Consider the following 21,035-nt stretch of genomic DNA (forward strand, 5'->3'; position numbering starts at 1 on the left):
AAACGGATGCAAAGGAGCCCCCCATGAGCGACACGATCAAGGCATTGACCGAAGCGGTACGCGGCCGCGTCATCACCCCTTCGGATTCCGACTACGACGACGCTCGCGCTGTCTACAACGCCATGCACGACCGCAGACCCCGCGGCGTCATCCGGTGCGTGGATTCGGCCGACGTGATGGCTGTGGTCACGGCCGGCCGCGACGCCGGGCTCGACCTGGCAATTCGTGGTGGGGGTCACAGCGTTCCCGGATTCGGCACGGTGGACGGCGGCCTGGTCATCGACCTGTCGAGGATGAACGGCGTGCGGGTCGACCCGGTCAAGAAGATCGCCCGGGTTGGGGGCGGCGCGACGTGGGGTGATGTCGATCATGCGACCTACCCGTTCGGCCTGGCGGCTCCCGGCGGGATCATCTCGACGACTGGGGTGGGTGGCCTGACGCTGGGGGGCGGCATTGGCTACTTGACCCGCGGCGTCGGCCTCTCCATCGACAACCTGCTGGCGGCCGATGTCGTTCTTGCCGATGGCCGGCAGGTCACTGCGAGCGATTACCAGAACGAAGACTTGTTCTGGGCCTTGCGCGGCGGCGGCGGAAATTTCGGTGTCGTCACCAGCTTTGTGTTTCAGCTCCACGAGGTCGGTGACATCGTGGGCGGCCCGCTGTTCTACGAGTTCGACGATGCCGCGGCGGTCCTGGCGTGTTACCGCGAATACATTGCGGATGCGCCCGAACAGCTCGGATGCTTTTTCGGCTGGCAGATCGCTCCTCCTCTGCCGTTCATCCCCGAGGACCGGGTCGGGGATTTGTTCTGCGTACTGGTCACGTGCTGGAACGGTCCACACGAGGAGGCTGAGCGAGTACTTAAGCCACTACGCGCCGCTGCCGAAGTGAAGGCGGAGCAGGTCGGCGTCATGCCGTTCCCGGCCCTGCAAAGCGCCTTCGACGGCTTGGTCCCGAAGGGCATGCAGCATTACTGGAAAGCGGACTTCATCACCGGGCTCACCGACGCGGCGATCGCTGCTCATGTGGAGCATGGCAAAAGGACACCGCACATCAGCTCGAGCATGCATCTCCATCCGATCAACGGTGCGGCGCAACGGGTCGGTGCCAACGAGACCGCGTTCGGTCACCGGAACAAGAGCTTTGCCCCGGTGATCGTGGGAATCTGGTCGGACCCTGCCGACAACGAGGCCAACATCAAGTGGGTGAAGGACTACTACGCCGCTATTCACCCCCACTCGGGCGGCGATGGGGGCTACGTCAACTTCATGTCCGGCGATGACGATCACCGTGCGCCCGCAAACTATGGCGCCAACTACGAGCGGCTCGCGGCAGTGAAGGCGACCTATGACCCGGGCAACCTCTTCCACATCAACCAGAACATCGCTCCGGCGAACGGGAGCTGAGCATCATGGCTTTCATCCAGTCAACGCAAGTCTCGACCGACGATCGGGACGTGGCTCATCAATGGTTATTCAAGAGCGAAACTTATGACAACTGCAATTGCGCTGTGAATTGCGGTTGCCAATTCAACTTGCCGAGTACCCATGGATTTTGTCAGTCGGCCTTCGTCGGCACAATCGTTGAAGGCCATTTCAACGATACGCCGCTCGCGGGGCTGAATTGGGCGGCGCTGTACAAGTGGCCTGGCGAGATCAAGGACGGAAACGGAAAACGCCAGATCGTTATCGACGAAGGTGCGGATGAAGCTCAACGGGTAGCGCTTGAAACAATTATCTCAGGTGGGGCATGCGAGCCGTTGAGCAATTTATTCTCCGTATTTGCGTCCACATGCTCTAAATTTTGCAGGACATTGTTCCTGCCGATTCATCTCGAAGCGAACTTGGAACTCAGAACAGCAAGAGTTGATATACCGGGCGTCATGAAGAGCAGTGGCAGACCGATCATCAACGAGTTCAATGGTGAACCGTTCCATATTGCGCTGGCACGTCCGAGCGGCAGTTTTGAGTTCACCTACGCAGAGATCGGGCTGGGGACGACGTCGGTGACGGGTGATATGGAGATGGCGTTCGAAGATTCATGGGCCCATTTTTGTGTTCACCACTTCAATCAAGATGGGCTGGTCCGCGAAAGATCAAGGCTCACAGCATGGCTTGGCGCGTGACCTCCTGATCGGGTGAAAAGGGGATGACGGTGCCCGTTGACGCCACACTTGAGGCAGTGCTCAGGCGCGATCGCCTGGTCGTCGTTACCGCGCTTACTGCGGTTATCGCTCTATCGTGGGCGTATCTGCTGGTCGGCGCCGGCATGGGCATGTCGGCGTTCGAGATGACCCGCATGTCGCAGCTCGGGATAGCAAGGGGCATGTCCGAATGGGGCATGGCCGGCATGGCGATGATGACGCGCGCGGTCTGGACGCCCGACTATGCAGTCCTGATGTTCTTCATGTGGTGGGTCATGATGGTCGCGATGATGTTGCCTGGCGTGCCCCCGATGATCCTGTTGTTTGCGACGGTCAATCGCAAGCAGCGCGACACCGGCCATCCCTACGTCGCGACGAGCATTTTCGCGTTTGGCTATCTCGCCGCCGGCGTTTACCAGCTCACCCCGATAAAGCATGCCTGTCTTCGCCACTGCCGATCGCCGCTTGGATTCCTTAGTACCCATTGGCGGCGGGGCGCCCGTGGCGCGCTACGCATGGGTCTTTTGCACGGCGCCTTCTGCGTCGGCTGCTGCTGGGCTCCTGATGGGGCTGATGTTTTTTGGCGGCGTGATGAATCTCTACTGGATTGCGGGCCTCGCGCTGTTCGTACTGTGCGAAAAAACTGTCCCTGCGGGGCACCTGCGGGGCACTGGCTCGGCTACGCGACCGGCGTCGCTCTGCTCGTCTGGGGTGCCGGGATGCTGGCGCTCGCGTTTTAAGAAGGGGCGTACAGGCATCACGCGGCCTGTTGGATCACGGGAGAGCAGTTCGATAGTTGAATGACTGCTTTGCTGAAAACTGCCGATCGGGAAAAGTGTCTGAGCGTAAGCTGACAGGCAGAAACTGGCCGTTGGACTAAACCGCTACGCGGTAGGCCCTACGGCGAAGCTGCGGTCATTCGAGGAACAAGTCATGACCGACCGCTCGGGGGGTAATACCACGCAGTCGCACCGTCCACAATTACTGCCAATACGACAAAGTTGCTGCAACGGCCAAGGTGGATTCATCGCGGTTTCTTTTGGAGGCCTGATAAGCTCAGTGCATGCCAGATCAGTTGACAGGCATCGCCGTCGGTTACGATGGCGGTGGGCCGGCCTCATTGCCGGCCACGTCGCTCGGACGGTTCCGGGCGCTTACGTGAAAGTTTTTTATGTCCGCTTCCTCTTCAGGCAAGCGCCGCTTTGCGCGCATTGATCGACTTCCTCCCTACGTCTTCAACATCACGGCCGAGCTCAAGCTCGCGGCGCGCCGGCGCGGTGAAGACATCATCGACATGAGCATGGGCAACCCAGATGGCGCCACCCCGGCGCACATCGTCGCCAAGCTCACCGAGGTTGCGCAGCGGCCCGACACGCACGGCTACTCGGCCAGCAAGGGCATCCCGCGCCTGCGCCGCGCCATCGCGCACTGGTACCAGAGCCGCTACCAGGTGGCGATAGACCCCGACACCGAGGCCATCGTCACCATCGGCTCCAAGGAAGGCCTGGCGCACCTGATGCTGGCCACGCTGGACCGTGGCGACACCGTGCTGGTGCCGGATCCGAGCTATCCGATCCACATCTACGGCGCGGTGATCGCTGGGGCCGACATCCGCTCCGTGCCGCTGACGCCCGACACGGATTTTTTTGCCGAGCTGGAGAAGGCGATTCGCGGCAGCTACCCCAAACCCAAGATGATGGTGCTGGGTTTTCCGTCCAACCCGACGGCCCAGTGCGTGGAGCTGGAGTTCTTCGAGAAGGTGATTGCGCTGGCGCGCAAGCACGACATTTTTGTGGTGCACGATCTGGCCTATGCCGACATTGTGTTCGACGGCTGGAAGGCACCGTCCATCATGCAGGTGCCGGGTGCCAAGGACATTGCGGTCGAGTTCTTCACGCTGTCCAAGAGCTACAACATGGCGGGCTGGCGCGTGGGCTTCATGGTGGGCAACCCCGACCTGGTGGCCGCGCTGGCCCGCATCAAGAGCTACCACGACTACGGCACCTTCACCCCGCTGCAGGTGGCAGCCATCGCCGCGCTGGAAGGCGACCAGAGTTGCGTGAAAGAGATCGCCGCGCAGTACCAGAGCCGGCGCGATGTGCTGTACAAGGGTTTGATCGAAGCGGGTTGGCAGGTGGACTGCCCCAAGGCCTCGATGTACATCTGGGCCCGCATCCCCGAGGCCTATCGCAAGCTCGGTTCGCTGGAGTTTGCCAAACAGCTGCTTGAAAAAGCCAGGGTGTGCGTGTCGCCCGGCATCGGCTTTGGCGACCATGGCGACGACCATGTGCGCTTTGCGCTGATCGAAAACGAGGCCCGCATCCGCCAGGCCGTGCGCGGCATCAAGGCCATGTTCAAGGCCGACGGGCTGGTCAGGCCCTAGCCTGAAGTTTCCCCGGGCTCGGAGCGCGTTTTCCCTTGCAAGACATCTGTCTGCAGGGGAAGTTACTGGATCAGCTCAAGGGCGCGCTGGTGTTTTGCGATGGGCGTGGCGAGAACTGTGAGCGTCGGTGCATCGGACCCGGCCTTGGGCCAGCCGCAGGGCCGCGAAATCTGCCAGGCAAGGACATGGAAGCCAACGGCGTGCGCTCTTGGTAGCCATCTGACCTGGCCGCCCATCGATCCGCTCGGTTCACCGGTCGGATCGCGCAGGCCCCTCAGATCTCTCAGATCGCCTGGGTCGCTTGAATCGCTCATTTCGAGCGGAAGATGAGTTCCTTCATGCGCTGGAGTTTGGGCGACACCACAGGCACCGTCAGCATGGTGCTGCCAATGGCCATCAGCAGCAGGGCGGTGAAGGTCTCGCTGGTGATGATTCCCTTGTCCAGCAGGATATTGACAAAGATGATCATGATGAGCGCCTTGGTCTGCAGCAGCCAGCCGATGATGGAGCTTTCTCCGGGCGCCCATTTCAGTATTTTCCCGGCGAGGTGAGTGCCGAGAAGCTTGCCCACGACCGAGGCCACCAGCAGCGCACCGGCGGCAATAAAGACGGCTTCGCCGCCAATAGTCCAGTTTGTCCGCAGGCCCGTGCTGAGAAAGAACACCGGCATCATCACCAGCAGCACGTGATGCCGCAACAGGTCCATGTGCTCCTGGTTGAACCACTCGCCGTCCATGATGGCGCCGGCTAAAAATGCGCCCACCATGAAGTGCAAACCTGACCAGTCGGCGCCAAGGCTGCACACCAGCAGCCACATCAGGCCGACGTACCACCGGTCGCGTTCGGGCAGCCTGACCATGAGTTTTCGGAAGGCGTAGCCCAGGACCGAGAAGGCCGCGAGGAACGCTGCCTGTTTGCCGACGCGCTGCCAGTCCATGAGGATGAGTGCGAGCACGCCCCAGATGGCGATGTCGTCCAGGCTGGCGTAGCGCAGGATACGCTGGCCTATCGGTTGCCGCAGGATTGCCAGCTTTTCCATCAGCAGGATCAGGATGGGCAGCGCTGTCACGGCGCAGGCCATGCCCACGCCCATGATAAATTGCCAGGGCGTGGCGGTGGGCCCGATCCAACCGCTTTGCATCAGCATGGCGACGGCGGCGACGCAGCCAAAGAGCAGCGGCGTTCCGAGGGCCAGGCCGGCGGTAATGCTGCTTTCGCGTTTATGGGCCCAGGCCATTTTCAGGTCCAGCTCAATGCCGGCAATCCATACAAAGATCATCACCGCCCACCAGGCGACGCCGTTGAGCGCCTGCACCACCGGGGCGCTGAATACAAACGCGTAGTAGTCGGGAAAGAGCTTGCCCAGGATGCCGGGGCCCAGAAGAATGCCGGCAATGATCTGCACGACCACCAGCGGTGCGTAGTACTCCGTTCGTCCCACGCGCCAGATCAGGTACGGCACAGAAAAGATGATCCCCATGGCGATCAGGTAGATCTCGGTCGTTGTCATGGCCGTATGCATGGCTCCTTTGTGATGGAATGGCCCTGTAATGGGCCGGTGATCGAGCACTGGATGGTAGTTCATCCAGCTCTGCGTTCACGCGAGCCGGTCGACTGGCGCGCAATCCGCGCATGAGCCCGCGTAAGCCCACGAATGCGCAATAACGCCAGGGTGCCGGTACGGGTTAGAAAGTCGGGTAGAGAACAGGGTAGAAAACAGGGTAGAGAACGGGGTGGAAAGTCTCCGCCCAAAAAGAAGTGGGCCGCATTGAGCGGCCCACTTTGCTTCTACCCCATCCGGTGAATTCATCAAACCCCGGCGGAGCGAGTGGCAACCTGGTTAACTTTATTGCGTAGCAGGCACTGTTATTTCTGCTTCGCGCAGCACACCACCACCGGCGACACTGCCCTGGGCTTTGCCGCTGCCCGCAATGCGCTCCTGGCAGGCGATCTGGTCGTCGCCTTTAAAGACCTCGCACCGCTTCAGGGCATTGGCGGAAAACTGGCCGTCACCGTTTTCAAGCTTGCCTGCGCGCTTGGCTGCGTTGGCATTTTTCACCTCGGTGATGCAGGTAGCCTTGTCTTGCTGGGTTTTACCGCTGTTACAGGCGGCCATTTCGCTTTTTGCGTCACCGGTTGCATCAATGCCGGTCGTGCCGGGTGCAATTTGCGCGGAGGCGATCTGAGCGGTGGTGGCAGTCATGGCCAGCAGCACAGCCAGTCCGAAATAAGCCACGCCTTTGCCCAAGCGGTTAAGCCGGACGCGGTGGTCGTGGCGGATAGGCATTGATAAGTGCATGGTCAAACTCCTTGTTCCAATTTCGGTTCATGTAGTTTGGCGCAGCGGCTCTGTATGGCATGAAAGGAAATCGCCAGCAAGACCGCGTCCCGAGCCGAATTCGGCTGTAGGACAGGTCTTTCAAGGGTTTTCCTCCCGGCTCAGGCACCGCAGGAACTGGAGCGAATCAGCCTGCGAAAGGCTGCCCCGCTTTACATCGACCAGATGCGCGGGCTGGAGGCGGCCTGCTGCCAGAAATGACTGCGCCAGGCCAGCCACACCTGCCTGAGCAGCGCCATGGCGGGCTCGACCACCGGCGCCAGCACCCTGACCACCACCACCTGCCCATCGGGGCTGGTGGCGCCCGCCGTTGCAGACAGCGGGTGCGCTTCGATGATCTGGCGCGCCGTGTCCAGCGCCTGCTGGCGGCGGTGGCGGTCGAGCTTGCTGCCCGCCACAAAAAACAGCGAGGCAACGCAGCGGTGCCCCGCCATGCCCAGTGGGCTGCTCATCAGCAGGGTGTCGCTGGCCTGTATGCGCGCCCGCTCCAGCCACACGCCGGGCACTTCAATATGCTGGCAAAAGCTGCCGTGTGCAAAGGGCAGGCTGGCAGCGGGCAGGCCCAGCGCGGTGATGTCCCAGCCGATCAGCTCGGCACCCGGGGCCAGCGTCATGGTCAGGTGGTTTTCAGCGAGGCAGCCGCTGTAGCAGATGGCCTCCAGCGGCAGCCACTCCATGCGCGCACCGGCCTCGAGCGTCAGATGGGTGCGCTGCAGCGCGGGCTCTCCGGTGGAGCGGTAAAAGCGTGTGGCGCCGGGCGTGGTGATGAGGCCGTGTGCGCCGGCGCTCGCGCTGAATTGCAGGTCCAGGGTGTCGCCGCCCACCAGCCCGCCGGGCGGGTGCACGATCACGTTGTGGCAGATGGCATCGCCCTCGGGATAGAGGCTCTGCAAAATACGCAGCGGCCCGCTGTGGCGAAAGTGGGCAACCGTCTTGCCGGCTTGCCGTGTGTAGTCGAGTGCGAGCGTCGCGTTCCAGGTCATGGGCCGAGTTTAACGTGCCTGACGACCTGGCTTGCTATGAAGTTCATAGCTGCCAGCTCGCTTTCCTGAAGGGCTACGGCCACTTTTTACCGTTGATTCCGGGGTTTCCTGAAATGCGGCCTGAACTGTTGCCAGGGCGGCAATCCGGAATGTGCTTCAGGCTGCGACGGTCTGGTCTTTGGCTTCCTTCACGCGCAGCGCCAGGTGGTCCAGCGCTTCCTGCACCTGGTCCACCAGCACCAGGCACAGGTCGCCCGGCTGCAGGCGCCCAAGCGCCGTGTCAATGGCCAGGAATTCACCGCGGATTTCATCGATCCGGCTGGTGCGGCTGGCCTTGTTCAGCCCTTCCAGGCCTTCGCGCAGCAGCCCCATCACTTCGCCGTCGGCACGGCCGCGCTGGGCGGCGTCCTGGTACAGGATGACGTCGTCAAAGGCGGCGCCCAGGATCACGGTCTGGTCGCGGATGTCGCTGTCGCGTCGGTCGCCGGCGCCGCTGATCACCACGCTGCGACGCTGCCCGGCAGCGGCGGCCATGGCGTCGACCGCCGCCACCAGGGCGCGCATGGCATCCGGGTTGTGGCCGTAGTCGGCAATGACGGTGGCACCGCGGTAGTCCATCACGTTGAAGCGGCCCGGTGCATTGTGTGCATCGTTGACAAAGCTGGCCAGCCCGCTTTTGATGGTGTCCCAGTTCAGGCCCGCCGCCCAGGCTGCGGCTACCGCGGCCATGGCGTTTTCGACCTGAAAGCCAATGCTGCCGCCGCGCGTCACGGGAATGCCGGCCAGCGGGATGCGCTCGACCCACGCGCCTTCGGCGGCCACCAGCACCGGGCCGTCCACGTACACGGTGCGCTTGCCCTGCGCGCGGTGCGTGGCCATCAGCGGGTGGTGGCGGTCCGCCGCGAAATAAATCACCTTGCCGGGGCAGGTGGCTGCCATCTCGGCCACGATGGGGTCTGCCGCATTGAGCACCGCATAGCCGGTGGGTGCGACGTTCTGCACAATCACGCGCTTGAGCACCGCCAGGTCTTCCACGGTGGTGATGTAGTTGAGCCCCAGGTGGTCGCCGCTGCCGATGTTGGTGACGACGGCCACTTCGCAGCGGTCAAAGCCCAGGCCCTCACGCAGCACACCGCCGCGCGCGATTTCAAAGACGGCGGCGTCCACGTCGGGATGCATCAGCACATTGCGGGCGCTCTTGGGGCCGCTGCAATCACCGCTGTCGGTCTGCCGGCCATTGATCCAGACGCCGTCGGTGTTGGTCATGCCGGTGCGCAGGCCATGGGCCGTCATCAGGTGGGCAATCAGGCGCGTGGTGGTGGTCTTGCCGTTGGTGCCGGTCACGGCAATCACCGGTATGCGGCCGTTATTCACGTCATTTCCGCCGGCCGGGAACAGCTCGTTGATCATGGCCACGCCCACGGCGCGGCCCTTGCCGTAGGAGGGCGACAGATGCATGCGCAGGCCGGGCGCGGCATTGACCTCGACCACGCCACCGCTTTGCGATTCGAGCGGGCGCAGCATGCTTTCGCAGACCACGTCGACGCCGCAAATGTGCAGGCCCACCATCTTCGCCGCGGCCACGGCGCGTGCCGCCACGGCGGGATGCACATCGTCCGTCACGTCGGTGGCGGTGCCGCCGGTGCTCAGGTTGGCGTTGTTGCGCAGAATGACGCGGCGTCCCTTGGCGGGAATCGATTCGGGCGTGAGATCCTGTGCCTCGAGCCGGCCCACGGCGATATCGTCAAAGCGGATCTTGGTGAGCGAGGTGGCATGGCCTTCGCCGCGCCGCGGGTCCTGGTTGACGATGTCGACCAGTTCGCGCACGGTGTGCAGGCCATCGCCCACCACCTGCGGCGGGTCGCGCCGCGAGGCCGCCACCAGCTTGTCGCCCACCACCAGCAGGCGGAAGTCGCTGCCGGGCAGGAATTTCTCGACCATGACCTCGCCATACTCTGCCGCGGCGAGGTAGGCGGCTTCAAGCTGTTCACGGCTGCTGATGTTGACGCTGACGCCCTTGCCCTGGTTGCCGTCCTGCGGTTTGACGGCAACCGGCAGGCCAATCTGCTGGGCCACGGTCCAGGCGTCTGCCGCGTCACTGACCGGCCGGCCCAGCGGCACCGGCACGCCGGCCGCACGCAGCAGTTTCTTGGTGAGGTCCTTGTCCTGGGCAATCGATTCGGCCACCGCGCTGGTGGCGTCGATTTCGGCCGCCTGGATGCGGCGCTGTTTGGAGCCCCAGCCGAACTGCACCATGCTGCCCTTGGTCAGGCGCCGGTAGGGAATGCCGCGCGCCACGGCCGCATCGACAATGGCGCCGGTGCTGGGCCCCAGGCGCTCGTCTTCGTCCAGATCGCGCAATTGGGTGATGGCGGCGTCGAGGTCAAACGCGGTGTCGCGCAGGGCAGCGTGGACCAGGGCCTGCGCCAGTTCAAGCGCCAGCCGGCCCACCGCCTCTTCGCTGTACTCGACAACCACCTGGTAGGTGCCGGGTTCCACGGTGACGGCCGTCTGGCTGAAGGTGACCGGGCAGCCGGCTGCTGCCTGCAGCGCCAGTGCCGCGGCTTCCAGCACATGCGCCAGTGAGACGGGGCCGCCATGGTCGGTCTGGCGCAGCTCGCCCATGCCGGGAAACAGCGAGCGCACGCGCGGCTCCAGGCCGGGGAGGCTGTCGATAGACCGTTCGGCCGCCGTGCAGGCGACGATGGCTTCCAGCGCCGTGTGCCGGCTCCAGAGGTTGGGCCCGCGCAGGGCCCGAATGCGGGACACTTCCATTACTCTGCACTCCCGGCAGTTTTAGGGGTGGTTTCAAAGGCTTCCAGGCCTGCGCCGATCAGATTGAGCGGTATGCCCAATGCCCAGGCGGCGCCGACGGCGGCCAGCAGCGTGCTGTCGTTCAGGTCGCGCCGCGCGCGCCAGGCCGACAGCTTGCCTAGGCCGGGCAGAAAGGCTTCGGTGGTGCCGGTGGCCAGCACGATCTGGTCTTGCCGCACATACAGGGCGCGGCCGCCTTGGGCGCAATGCCTGGCAATGGCGGCCGCCTTGGGGTCGGTGCTGTAGAAGATGACTTCGCCGTCGCACAGGTCATGCATGTCGACGACGCGCTCATGGGCGGCATTGAGCACCGCTGCGCCGCCGGGCAGCACCACGTCGACCTGCGAGCGCATGACGCGGAACATCTGCTCGTCTTCGGTGATGTCGAATTCGGCCAGGCCGGCGGCGCCGCCGAGGTCGGTGACCACGCCCACCTGGCAGCGGTCGTAGGCCAGGCCGCTGCGCAAGATGGTTTCGGCGCCGTTTTCAAACACGGCGGCCTGCACGGTGCGGTTGATCAGCAGGCGCTGGCCGGCCTCCCAGTGGGCGCTGTCGGAGGCATCGACGCAGCGCTGGTCGAGGAACAGGCCGTCGCGGCAGGCCAGGCCGGTGTAGCGGCCCGACAGGTGCAGCAGCCAGGCCACCAGGCGGGCTACGCGCTGGGTGCCCTCGGAGCCGGCAATGCCGACGATGGGAATGCGGCCGCAGGGGCTGCTGTTCAGGCCGTCCTGTTGAGCGTGATCCGGCGAGTCGGGAAACAGGTGGTCGCAGATGGCGCGGCCCACCGGCCGTGGCGAACCCTCGGCGGGCTTGAGGTGCATCAGCAGCCCGGGGCCGGCATTGACTTCAACGATGGCGCCGCCCTGTGCGTGCAGCGGGCGCGAGATGTCCTGCGCCACCACATCCACGCCGGCGATGTCCAGGCCCACCACGCGCGCGGCGAGCGACACGATGTGGTCGACTTCGGGGTGGACTTCGTCGGTGCAGTCGATGGCGACATTGCCGTTGCGCTGGATCAGCACCTGCCGGCCAGCGGCCGGAATGGCGTGGGGCGTCAGGCCCTGGCGCTGCAGGTCCAGCACAATGGCTTCGTCCTTGTCGGTTTCGATGCGGCTGAGGGGAAAGTCTTCTTCCAGGCCGCGCCGCGGGTCAGTGTTGAGCTGGGCGTCCACCAGCTGCATCACGGTCGAGTGGCCGTCGCCGGTGACGGTGGCGGTCTCGCCCCGCGCTGCGGCCACCACGCGGCCGCCCACCACCAGCAGGCGGTGTTCATGGCCGCGTATGAAGCGCTCCACCATCACCTCGCTGCCATGCGGCTCGGCCACGCGGAAAGCCGCTTCCACTTCTTCCCGGGTATTGAGGTCCAGTGACACGCCGCGGCCGTGGTTGCCGTCGGAGGGCTTGACGACCACGGGCAGGCCGATATCTTGCGCAGCTTCCCAGGCCCGCTCCGCGGTGCTGACGATTTCGCCGTCCGGCACGGGCACGCCGCAGGTGGCCAGCAGGCTTTTGGTCAGGTCCTTGTCGTGGGCAATGCCTTCGGCAATGGCGCTGGTGAGGTCGGTCTCGGCGGTCCAGATGCGGCGCTGGCTGGCGCCGTAGCCGAGCTGGACCAGGTTGCCGTCGTTCAGGCGAATGTGCGGAATGCGGCGGTCGGTGGCGGCCGCCACGATGGACGCGGTGCTGGGGCCAAGGTAGCAGTCATCGACCTTGGCGCGGATTTTCTCCACCGCAACCTGTACGTCGGCCGGGCCGAAGGCTTCGTCGTTGATGGCGGCCATCAGCAGCCGGTGGCCTTCGGCCAGCGCCGTGCGGGCCACCTGTTCGTCGCGCGCCCGGAACACCATGCGGTAGACGCCGCGTTTCGATGTGCTGCGCGTCTGGCCAAAGCCGGTCGGCATGTCGGCCAGGTTCAGCAGTTCAATGACTACATGCTCCAGCACATGGCCGGCCCAGGTGCCTTCGCGCAGGCGCTGGATAAAGCCGCCGCGCTCGCCGACACCGCAGTGGTGCTCCAGCAGGGCGGGCAGCAGGGCGACCAGCCGGTCGTTGAAGCCGGGCAGCAGATGGGAGGGGCAGTCTTCCAGGCCCCCCAGATCCAGCCAGACTTCAAGCACGGGCCGGTAAGTCCAGATATTCGGGCCACGCAGGTAGTTGATGCGCAGTAGCTTGATGTCGTCCTGTTTGCTCATGTTTTGCAAAATTGTCGGCACGTTAGCGTATTTTTCCGTCCTGCCCACGCAGGCCGCCGGTTCGTGCCGATAGATTTCAGTTCGAGGCCTTGGAAGGTCTCAGGGGGTCCTGCCTGTGTCTCGTTATTGACTTGTTGGTTTACTTGCAGCGTTGGCAGACTGCCAGGGGGCTGATTTTGCAGGCTTTTCTCATTTTCGGGTCAGGAATGGGTAAACATCGGTGCAGGGGCCCGCATTCGGCGAAAATCCCTGCTTCGGGGCCAATCCGCGCGTATCCGAACACCCCGCGCCAGATGCCGGACTCCAGGAATTCACAACACAATGCAACATAACCAACCGGTGGACGACTCCAGCCATACCGACCCCGCGCTGACGGCGCTCCGTTTACAACTCGCAACCAAAGAAAACGTGCTGGCCACCCTGGTGGTTGACCTGGACCCGCAACTTCGTTTTGCCCAGGGCCTGCTGGCCCTGACCGACCGCCGCCTGCTGGCCCGCGGCCCGCAGGGCGACTGGCACGCCTGGTCCCTGCCAAGCGCCGCGGGTGCGCGCGAGCAGGGCTTGCAATTGCGCCATTTCGACCATGCCGGCGTGGGCACGCTGGAGCTGCATGATGCCCACAGCCGGCTGGCGAGCTGGCGGTTTACCCTGGGGGGCAATGTGCAGGCGCTGCGCCTGGTGCGGCTGTTTGCCCAGCAAGGCGCCGTGACGGCGGATGTGGCGGGTGCGGCCAGCGTGGCCGACGAAGCCGCCCTGTGCCCCGAATGCGATTTGCCGCTGCCGCCGGACAGCGAGGAATGCCCGGCCTGCGCCCGCGAGCTGCACACGCCGCCCTCCACCTGGGTGCTGCTGCGCCTGTGGCGTTTTGCCCATCCTTACCGCCACCAGCTGCTGGCCGGTTTTTTGCTGACGCTGGCCTCCACGGCGGCCACGCTGGTGCCGCCCTACCTGACCATTCCGCTGATGGACGACATCCTGATTCCGTTCCAGAACGGCCAGCAGATCGAAACCTGGAAAGTCGCGGCCATTTTGGGCGGCCTGCTGGGCGCAGCGGTGCTGGGCTGGGCGCTGAACTGGGCGCGCACCTATTTGCTGGCGCTGGTGTCCGAGCGCATTGGCGCGGACCTGCGCACCGCCACGTTTGACCACCTGCTGGAGCTGTCGCTCGACTATTTTGGCGGCAAGCGCACCGGTGACCTGATGTCCCGGATAGGCTCCGAAACCGACCGCATCTGTGTGTTCCTGTCGCTGCATGCGCTGGACTTTGCCACCGATGTGCTGATGATCCTCATGACCGCGGTCATTTTGTTTTCAATCAATCCGTGGCTGGCGCTGGTGACCCTGCTGCCCCTGCCGTTTATCGGCTGGATGATCCATGTGGTGCGGGACAAGCTGCGCACCGGCTTTGAAAAAATCGACCGGGTCTGGTCCGACGTGACCAACGTGCTGGCCGACACCATTCCCGGCATCCGCGTGGTCAAGGCCTTTGCCCAGGAAAAGCGCGAGGCCCAGCGCTTCCGGGAAGTCAACCAGCACAACCTGGCGGTCAACGACAAACTCAACAAGACCTGGTCGCTGTTCACGCCCACGGTGTCACTGCTGACCGAGATTGGCCTGCTGGTGGTCTGGGCCTTCGGCATCTGGCTGGTGTCCAGGCAGCAGATCACGGTGGGGGTGCTGACGGCGTTTATTGCCTACATCGGGCGCTTTTACACCCGGCTGGATTCCATGAGCCGCATCGTGTCGGTGACGCAAAAGGCGGCGGCCGGTGCCAAGCGGATCTTCGACATCCTGGACCATGTCTCCAACGTGCCTGAGACAGCCAACCCGGTCAAGATAGGCGCGCTGCAGGGCCGCATCGAGATGAAGGGTCTGGGTTTCCGTTATGGCAACCGCTCCGTCATTCGCGGCCTGGACCTGCAGATCGAGCCGGGCGAGATGATTGGCCTGGTCGGCCACAGCGGCTCGGGCAAGAGCACGCTGGTCAACCTGATCTGCCGTTTTTACGATGTGAGCGACGGCGCTATTCAAGTAGACGGCACCGACATCCGGCGCTTTGGCGTGGCCGACTACCGCCGCCACATCGGCCTGGTGCTGCAGGAGCCCTTCCTCTTTTTCGGCACGATCGCGGAAAACATCGCCTATGGCAAGCCCGGCGCCACGCGCGCCGAGATCGTGGCGGCCGCGCGCGCCGCCCATGCGCATGAGTTCATCCTGCGCCTGGCCCAGGGCTATGACTCGCTGGTGGGCGAGCGCGGCCAGGGCCTGTCGGGCGGGGAGCGCCAGCGCATCTCGATTGCACGCGCCCTGCTGATCAACCCGCGCATCCTGATCCTGGACGAGGCCACCTCGTCGGTGGACACCGAGACCGAAAAGGAAATCCAGCGCGCGCTGGACAACCTGGTGCAGGGCCGCACGACGATTGCCATTGCCCACCGCCTTTCCACCCTGCGCAAGGCCGATCGGCTGGTGGTGATGGACCGCGGCCAGGTGGTGGAAGTTGGCCCGCACGATGAACTGATGGCCAAGCAGGGCGCTTACTGGCGGCTGTATGAAGCGCAGGCGCGCCAGGTGGACAGCGAGGAGGGCGGGCAGGACGGCGAGGAGAGCAGGATAGCCCTGGCCACCTCGCAGCTGGCCCATACCGCACAACATGCGGGCAATCCATGAGTGAGAACCTGAGCATGACAAATTCCCCCTCGACACTATCGACACCCTCGACACCCTCGACACCCTCGACATCATCTGCAGCTTCCCCGGCTTTCCAGCTGGTGCGCCAGCCCTCCGGCCGGCTGCTGTTCATTGGCGCCAACGGCGAACAGCATGCCGGCGTGGTGCCCGTGCGGGCGTTCCCGCTGGCTGCGCCCGATGAAGGCATCTCGCTGGTCAGCACCGAGGGCCATGAGCTCGCCTGGGTGGAGCAGTTGCAGGCGCTGCCGCCCGCGCTGCGCACGCTGCTGCAGGAAGAGTTGGCCCTGCGCGACTTTGTGCCCGAGATACGGCGCCTGAAAAGCGTTTCGACCTTTGCCACGCCCAGCATCTGGACGGTGGAGACCGATCGGGGCGACACGTCTTTTGTGCTCAAGGGCGAGGAAGACATACGCCGGCTGGGGCGTGCGGCCTTGCTCATTTCGGGCAGCCAGGGCGTGCAGTACAGCGTGCCCGATATGGCGGCGCTGGACCGCGCCTCGCGCCGCCTGCTGGAGCGGTTTCTATAAGGGCTGGGGGGCAGGTGACCGGTCAACCGGTTAGCGGCTTGGCTCCAATAGGGTTCAGCTCAGAACCCGTGAAGCTCCCTCCCCTTCCGGGGGAGGGTTGGGGTGGGGGCCAGCGGCGACGAGTTCAGCACGGCGGCCCGATGCCCGCGCCGTGAGCCCCCATCCCGGCCTTTCCCCATCGGGGGAAGGAGATGAGCGGCACTGCACGCGGTGTGTGCTCACTGAACCGTATTGGGGTTAGCCGCGGCGCATAGCCGGTCTTCTTGATGGCGGGGCGTGTCAGCCCACCCGGCGCAGGGCAGGCCGCTCGACCGGCGAGAGCGCCGCGCGCAGTTTTTCACTGCTGGAGGCGTCGGGCGCCGACGAGCCCAGTGCCGCTTCGACGCTGCCGATGTGATCCAGCATGCGCTGCCGGGCCAGCTCCAGCTGGCCCTTTTCGAGTGCGGCCACGATGCCCGCATGCTCGGCGCAGGACTGCCCCGCGTCATGCTTGGACTGGTATAGCGAGGCCGCCAGCGTGGTGCGCGCGGTCAGGTCGCGCAGCACATCGCACAGCAGCCGTTGCCCCAGGCATTCAGCCAGGCAGACATGGAAGTCGGCCAGCAGGAAGGAGCGGGTGGCGGCGTCGGCGTCGTCAATCGCCTGTTGCTCCTGGGCGATGTGCTGCCGCAGCTTGCGCACCACCGACTGCAGCGGCCGGCCGGCTTCGCGCAGGATGCCGGTCTCGATGATGCGCCGGGCCGAGAACGCATCGCGCGCCTCTTCGACCGAAGGCTCCACCACATACCAGCCCTTGCGTGTGCGCACTTCCACGAAGCCGCGTGCCTGCAGCTGCATCAGCGCTTCACGCACCAGCGTGCGGCTCACGCCGAACAGCTCGGCGAGCTCCTGCTCGCCCAGGCGCTCGCCGGGGGCGAGCTTCTGCGCGAGGATGGATTCGACCACCTGCTGGGAAATCTGGTTCTGGCTGCTCATGGCATGGACTTTAGCGGACTGGCGCGGCCAACGGCACGGACGCCGGCGCGGGCTCCTCGTCCTCGATGTCGAACACCGCATGGGGTTCACCATTGAGAACGGCATGCGCCCGCTCGCGGTCGATGTCGCCCTCCCAGGCGGCCACCGCGACCGTGGCCACGCAGTTGCCGATCAGGTTGCCCAGGGCGCGGGCGATGCCCATGAACCAGTCCACCGACAGCACCAGCACCAGGCCGATGGCGGGTATGGCCGGAATCGCCTGCAGGGTGGCCGCCAGCACCACGATCGCCGAGCCCGGCACACCATGGGCGCCCTTGGAGGTGACCAGCGAGATCGCCAGGATGGTCAGCAGGTCGGCCATCGAGATTGGTGTGTTCGTGGCCTGGGCAATGAAGACGGCCGCCAGCGTGATGTAGATCGAGAATGCGTCGAGGTTGAACGAATAGCCGGTAGGAATGACCAGGCCGACCGTGGAGTCGCGTATGCCCATGTGCTTGAGCTTGGCCATGATCTGCGGCAGCACGCTGTCGGACGAGGTGGTGGCAAACACCACCATCAGTTCCTCGCGCAGGTAGCGCAGCAGCTTGAACAGGTTGAAGCCCGACAGGCGCATGATGGCGCCGAGCACGACCACCACGAAGATGATCACCGCGCCATAGAACAGCACCACCAGCATGCCCAGCTGCTTGAGCGAGCCGATGCCGTACTTGCCCACGGTGAACGCGATGGCTCCCAGCACGCCCAGGGGCGCCAGCTTGATGATGATGCCCATGGTCTTGAACAGCACATGGGACAGGTCTTCGATGAAACTGCTGACATGCTTGCCGCGCTCGCCCAGCATGGCCAGCGCGCAGCCGAACAGCACAGCGAACAGCAGCACCTGCAGCACATCGCCATTGGCAAAGGCGCTCACCGCCGTGGTCGGGATCAGCTTCATCAGGAAGTCGACGGTGCCGCCGCCGGTCAGCTTGCTCGCGTTGGTGGCGTAGGCGCTCATGGCGCTGGCGTCGAGCGTCTTGGGGTCGACATTCATGCCCACGCCGGGCTGGAACACGAAGGCCAGCAGCAGGCCCAGCGCCAGCGCGACGGTGGTGACGACCTCAAAGTAGATCAGCGACTTGACGCCGACCCGGCCGACCCGCTTGAGGTCGCCGGTGCCGGCGATGCCGTGCACCACCACGCAGAACACGATCAGCGGGATCAGCATCTTGATGAGCTTGATGAAGCCGTCGCCGAGCGGCTTGAGCTGCACGGCCGTGTCAGGCCAGACAAAACCGAGGACGACGCCGACGATCAGCGCCAGCAGCACCTGACCGAACAGGGAGCGGAAAAACTTGGGCATGGCAGTCTCCGAAAGAGGGTTTCTGAACAGCAAGGCCGATTGCTCACAAGTCTTGCATACAAGTAATGTAGGCAAACTGGAGAAATAACATTTCAGGGTTATCCCGAGTCATCCCTGCCGGGAAAGTAAAAACTGATTCGCCCATTTCACCGGCTCACCCGGGCGGTGCAGACAGCGCCTCCGGAAAGCAAAACTCCCGCCGCAGCGGGAGTTTTGAGGGGGAAGGCTCCGGATGGTGCATGTCACTGCTCCAGGACTGGTGCCGGGGCGCGTGTCAGCGCCGCGCTGCCGCGCTGGCCACGGCCAGTGCCGTCATGTTCACCACGCGCCGCACGGTGGCCGAGGTGGTCAGGATGTGGGCCGAGGCGGCCGTGCCGAGCAGAATGGGGCCGACGGTGACGCCCTGGCCGCCCGTCATCTTGAGCACGTTGAAGAGGATGTTGGCGGAATCCAGATTCGGGCAAATCAGGATGTTGGCTTCCCCGCTCATATTGCTTTCCATCAGGGACGCCCGCCGCACCTCTTCCGACAGCGCCGCATCGCCATGCAGCTCGCCATCGGACTCCACGTCGGGCGCCATCCTGGCGAACAGCTCGTGGGCCAGCCGCATCTTGCGCGCCGACGCACGGTTGGACGAGCCGTAGTTGGAGTGCGACAGAAAGGCCACCTTGGGCGGGATGCCGAAGCGCCGCACCTCGTCGACCGCCATCAGCGCAATGCTGGCCAGCTGCTCGGCGCTGGGGTCTTCGTTGACAAAGGTGTCGGCGATGAACAGGGTGCGTTTGTCCAGCATCAGTGCGTTGAGCGCCGCAAACCCGGACGCATCCTCTTTGAGCCCGATGATGTCGCGTACATGCTCAAGATGTCCGTCGTAGCGGCCCACCATGCCGCACAGCATGGCATCGGCGTCGCCGAGTTTGACCATCAGCGCGGCGATGGTGGTGGTGGAGCGGCGCACCGCCGCCTTGGCGGCTTCGGGCGTCACGCCGTGGCGGCCCATGATCCGGTGGTAGGTTTCCCAGTAATGGCGAAAGCGCGGGTCGTCCTCGGGATTGACGCATTCCACATCGTCGCCGAGCCGCAGCCGCAGTCCGGCCTTGGCGATGCGGGTCTCGATCACGGCAGGGCGGCCGATGAGGATGGGGCGGGCCAGGCCTTCGTCAAGCACCAGCTGCGCCGCGCGCAGCACCCGGTCGTCCTCCCCTTCGGCGAAGGCCACGCGTTTGTGCGCGTCCGGGATGGCGCGAGCCGCATTGAACACCGGTTGCATGAGCATGCCGGTCGAGTACACGAAACGCGACAGTTCCTGCCGGTAAGCGGCCATGTCCGTGATGGGCCGGGTCGCCACGCCGGAGTCCTCGGCGGCCTGCGCCACCGCCGGTGCGATCCTGAGAATCAGGCGCGAGTCAAAAGGCTTGGGAATGATGTAGTCGGGGCCAAACACCAGCTCCTGCCCGATATAGGCCCGGGCGACTTCCTCGCTGATGTCCGCCTTGGTCAGGTCGGCAATCTGCCGCACGCAGGCGAGCTTCATTTCCTCGGTGATCTTGGTGGCGCCGCAATCGAGCGCGCCGCGAAAGATGTAGGGGAAACACAGGACATTGTTGACCTGGTTCGGGTAGTCCGAACGGCCCGTGGCAATGATGCAGTCCGGCCGCACCGCCTTGGCCAGCTCGGGCCGGATTTCCGGTTCGGGGTTGGCCAGCGCCAGAATGATCGGGCTGGGGGCCATGGTCCTGACCATGTCCTGCGTCAGCACGCCGGGCGCCGAGCACCCCAGAAACACGTCCGCACCGTTGACCGCGTCGGCCAGTGTGCGCAGGGCCGTTTCCTGGGCAAAGCGGTTCTTGGACTCGTCAAAACCACCGGGGCGGCCGTGGTAGATCACGCCTTTGGAGTCGCAGACATAGACATTTTCACGGCGCACCCCCAGGCCCACCATCACGTCCAGGCAGGCCAGTGCGGCCGCTCCGGCCCCCGAGACCGCGATCCTGACGTCTTCAATCCGCTTGCCCACCAGCTCCAGGCCGTTGAGCACGGCCGCCGATGAGATGATGGCGGTGCCGTGCTGGTCGTCATGGAACACCGGGATGTTCATGCGCTCGCGCAGCTTGCGCTCGATGTAAAAGCACTCCGGCGCCTTGATGTCCTCGAGGTTGATGCCGCCCAGCGTGGGCTCCATGGCGGCGATGATGTCAATCAGCTTGTCGGGGTCGTGCTCGGCCAGTTCGATGTCAAACACGTCGATACCGGCGAATTTCTTGAACAGGCAACCCTTGCCTTCCATCACCGGCTTGGCTGCCAGCGGGCCGATGTCGCCCAGTCCCAGGACGGCCGTGCCATTGGTGATGACCCCCACGAGGTTGCCGCGCGAGGTGTATTCGGCCGCCAGCGAGGGGTCGGCCTCGATGTCAAGGCAGGGGTAGGCCACGCCGGGCGAATACGCCAGGGACAGGTCCCGCTGGTTCGACAGCGGTTTGGTCGGCGTGATGGATATCTTGCCGCGCACCGGGCTGCGGTGGTATTCACGGGCGGCGTCGCGCAGTGCTTCTTCAGCGGGTGAAAGAGGAGTAGCCATTGAGTGTCTCCTTGTTTTCCTGATGGCTGGAAGACTGGCGACCAGCACTATTTTCTGGTATTCATGCGG

General features: G+C 64.5%; 14 protein-coding genes and 1 pseudogene. 7 read left to right on the forward strand and 8 right to left on the reverse strand.

Annotated features, from left to right (window positions below; translation table 11 throughout):
• Nucleotides 1-23 precede the first annotated feature (23 nt).
• From BPRO_RS07000 to alaC, 5 genes and pseudogenes are all read left to right on the forward strand, one after another.
• A complete protein-coding gene (locus BPRO_RS07000; RefSeq protein ID WP_011482355.1) occupies nucleotides 24-1,406 on the forward strand; it encodes an FAD-binding oxidoreductase in 1,383 nt (460 codons plus the stop codon).
• Nucleotides 1,407-1,411: 5 nt separating this feature from the next.
• Nucleotides 1,412-2,125 carry a DUF1326 domain-containing protein gene (locus BPRO_RS07005; protein ID WP_011482356.1) on the forward strand — a complete coding sequence of 238 codons (714 nt, stop codon included), beginning with the start codon at nucleotides 1,412-1,414 and terminating at the stop codon, nucleotides 2,123-2,125.
• A gap of 329 nt (nucleotides 2,126-2,454) precedes the next feature.
• A pseudogene (locus BPRO_RS30395) lies at nucleotides 2,455-2,802 on the forward strand (DUF2182 domain-containing protein); the annotation flags it as partial.
• Complete coding sequence (locus BPRO_RS30400) at nucleotides 2,735-2,947, forward strand: DUF2182 domain-containing protein (protein WP_232291505.1); 213 nt, start codon at nucleotides 2,735-2,737, stop codon at nucleotides 2,945-2,947. The pseudogene BPRO_RS30395 and the gene BPRO_RS30400, both read left to right, overlap by 68 nt.
• Nucleotides 2,948-3,314: 367 nt before the next feature.
• Nucleotides 3,315-4,526 (forward strand): alanine transaminase, encoded by a 1,212-nt coding sequence (gene alaC / locus BPRO_RS07015; protein WP_011482358.1) that lies wholly within the window; start codon nucleotides 3,315-3,317, stop codon nucleotides 4,524-4,526.
• Nucleotides 4,527-4,836: 310 nt separating this feature from the next.
• On the opposite strand, the gene BPRO_RS07025 is transcribed toward alaC, so the two are convergent.
• The 5 genes from BPRO_RS07025 to cphA (BPRO_RS07045) form a co-directional block, all read right to left on the reverse strand.
• Entirely contained in the window at nucleotides 4,837-6,036 is a 1,200-nt protein-coding gene (locus BPRO_RS07025) for a cation:proton antiporter (protein ID WP_232291506.1), read from the reverse strand.
• Nucleotides 6,037-6,372: 336 nt separating this feature from the next.
• Complete coding sequence (locus tag BPRO_RS07030; RefSeq protein WP_011482361.1) at nucleotides 6,373-6,825, reverse strand: hypothetical protein; 453 nt, start codon at nucleotides 6,823-6,825, stop codon at nucleotides 6,373-6,375.
• Between the two features lie 191 nt (nucleotides 6,826-7,016).
• Nucleotides 7,017-7,847, reverse strand: a complete 831-nt coding sequence (locus BPRO_RS07035) for an urease accessory protein UreD (RefSeq protein ID WP_011482362.1) — start codon at nucleotides 7,845-7,847, stop codon at nucleotides 7,017-7,019.
• A gap of 156 nt (nucleotides 7,848-8,003) precedes the next feature.
• Complete coding sequence (gene cphA, locus BPRO_RS07040) at nucleotides 8,004-10,622, reverse strand: cyanophycin synthetase (protein WP_011482363.1); 2,619 nt, start codon at nucleotides 10,620-10,622, stop codon at nucleotides 8,004-8,006.
• Nucleotides 10,622-12,853: a cyanophycin synthetase gene (gene cphA, locus BPRO_RS07045; RefSeq protein ID WP_011482364.1), complete on the reverse strand. Its 2,232-nt coding sequence runs from the start codon at nucleotides 12,851-12,853 to the stop codon at nucleotides 10,622-10,624. Before cphA (BPRO_RS07045) ends, cphA (BPRO_RS07040) begins: the two co-directional genes overlap by 1 nt.
• A 321-nt stretch (nucleotides 12,854-13,174) precedes the next feature.
• Here cphA (BPRO_RS07045) and BPRO_RS07050 point away from each other — a divergent pair, with 321 nt between their 5' ends.
• Nucleotides 13,175-15,523, forward strand: a complete 2,349-nt coding sequence (locus tag BPRO_RS07050) for an ABC transporter ATP-binding protein (protein ID WP_011482365.1) — start codon at nucleotides 13,175-13,177, stop codon at nucleotides 15,521-15,523.
• A 14-nt stretch (nucleotides 15,524-15,537) separates the two neighbouring features.
• On the forward strand, nucleotides 15,538-16,071 hold the full coding sequence (locus tag BPRO_RS07055; RefSeq protein ID WP_011482366.1) for a DUF1854 domain-containing protein: 534 nt from the start codon (nucleotides 15,538-15,540) through the stop codon (nucleotides 16,069-16,071).
• Nucleotides 16,072-16,350: 279 nt separating this feature from the next.
• On the opposite strand, the gene BPRO_RS07060 is transcribed toward BPRO_RS07055, so the two are convergent.
• The 3 genes from BPRO_RS07060 to BPRO_RS07070 all read right to left on the reverse strand — a co-directional run bounded on the left by BPRO_RS07060 (nucleotide 16,351) and on the right by BPRO_RS07070 (nucleotide 20,966).
• A complete protein-coding gene (locus tag BPRO_RS07060; RefSeq protein ID WP_011482367.1) occupies nucleotides 16,351-17,046 on the reverse strand; it encodes a GntR family transcriptional regulator in 696 nt (231 codons plus the stop codon).
• Between the two features lie 10 nt (nucleotides 17,047-17,056).
• The gene (locus tag BPRO_RS07065) at nucleotides 17,057-18,388 is read right to left on the reverse strand and encodes a C4-dicarboxylate transporter DctA (RefSeq protein WP_011482368.1); all 1,332 of its coding nucleotides are present in this window, start codon (nucleotides 18,386-18,388) and stop codon (nucleotides 17,057-17,059) included.
• 274 nt (nucleotides 18,389-18,662) lie between these two features.
• Complete coding sequence (locus tag BPRO_RS07070) at nucleotides 18,663-20,966, reverse strand: NADP-dependent malic enzyme (RefSeq protein WP_011482369.1); 2,304 nt, start codon at nucleotides 20,964-20,966, stop codon at nucleotides 18,663-18,665.
• Nucleotides 20,967-21,035 lie beyond the last annotated feature (69 nt).

It is taken from the genome of Polaromonas sp. JS666, from assembly GCF_000013865.1.
In the GTDB taxonomy this organism is placed as follows: Bacteria; Pseudomonadota; Gammaproteobacteria; order Burkholderiales; family Burkholderiaceae_C; genus Polaromonas.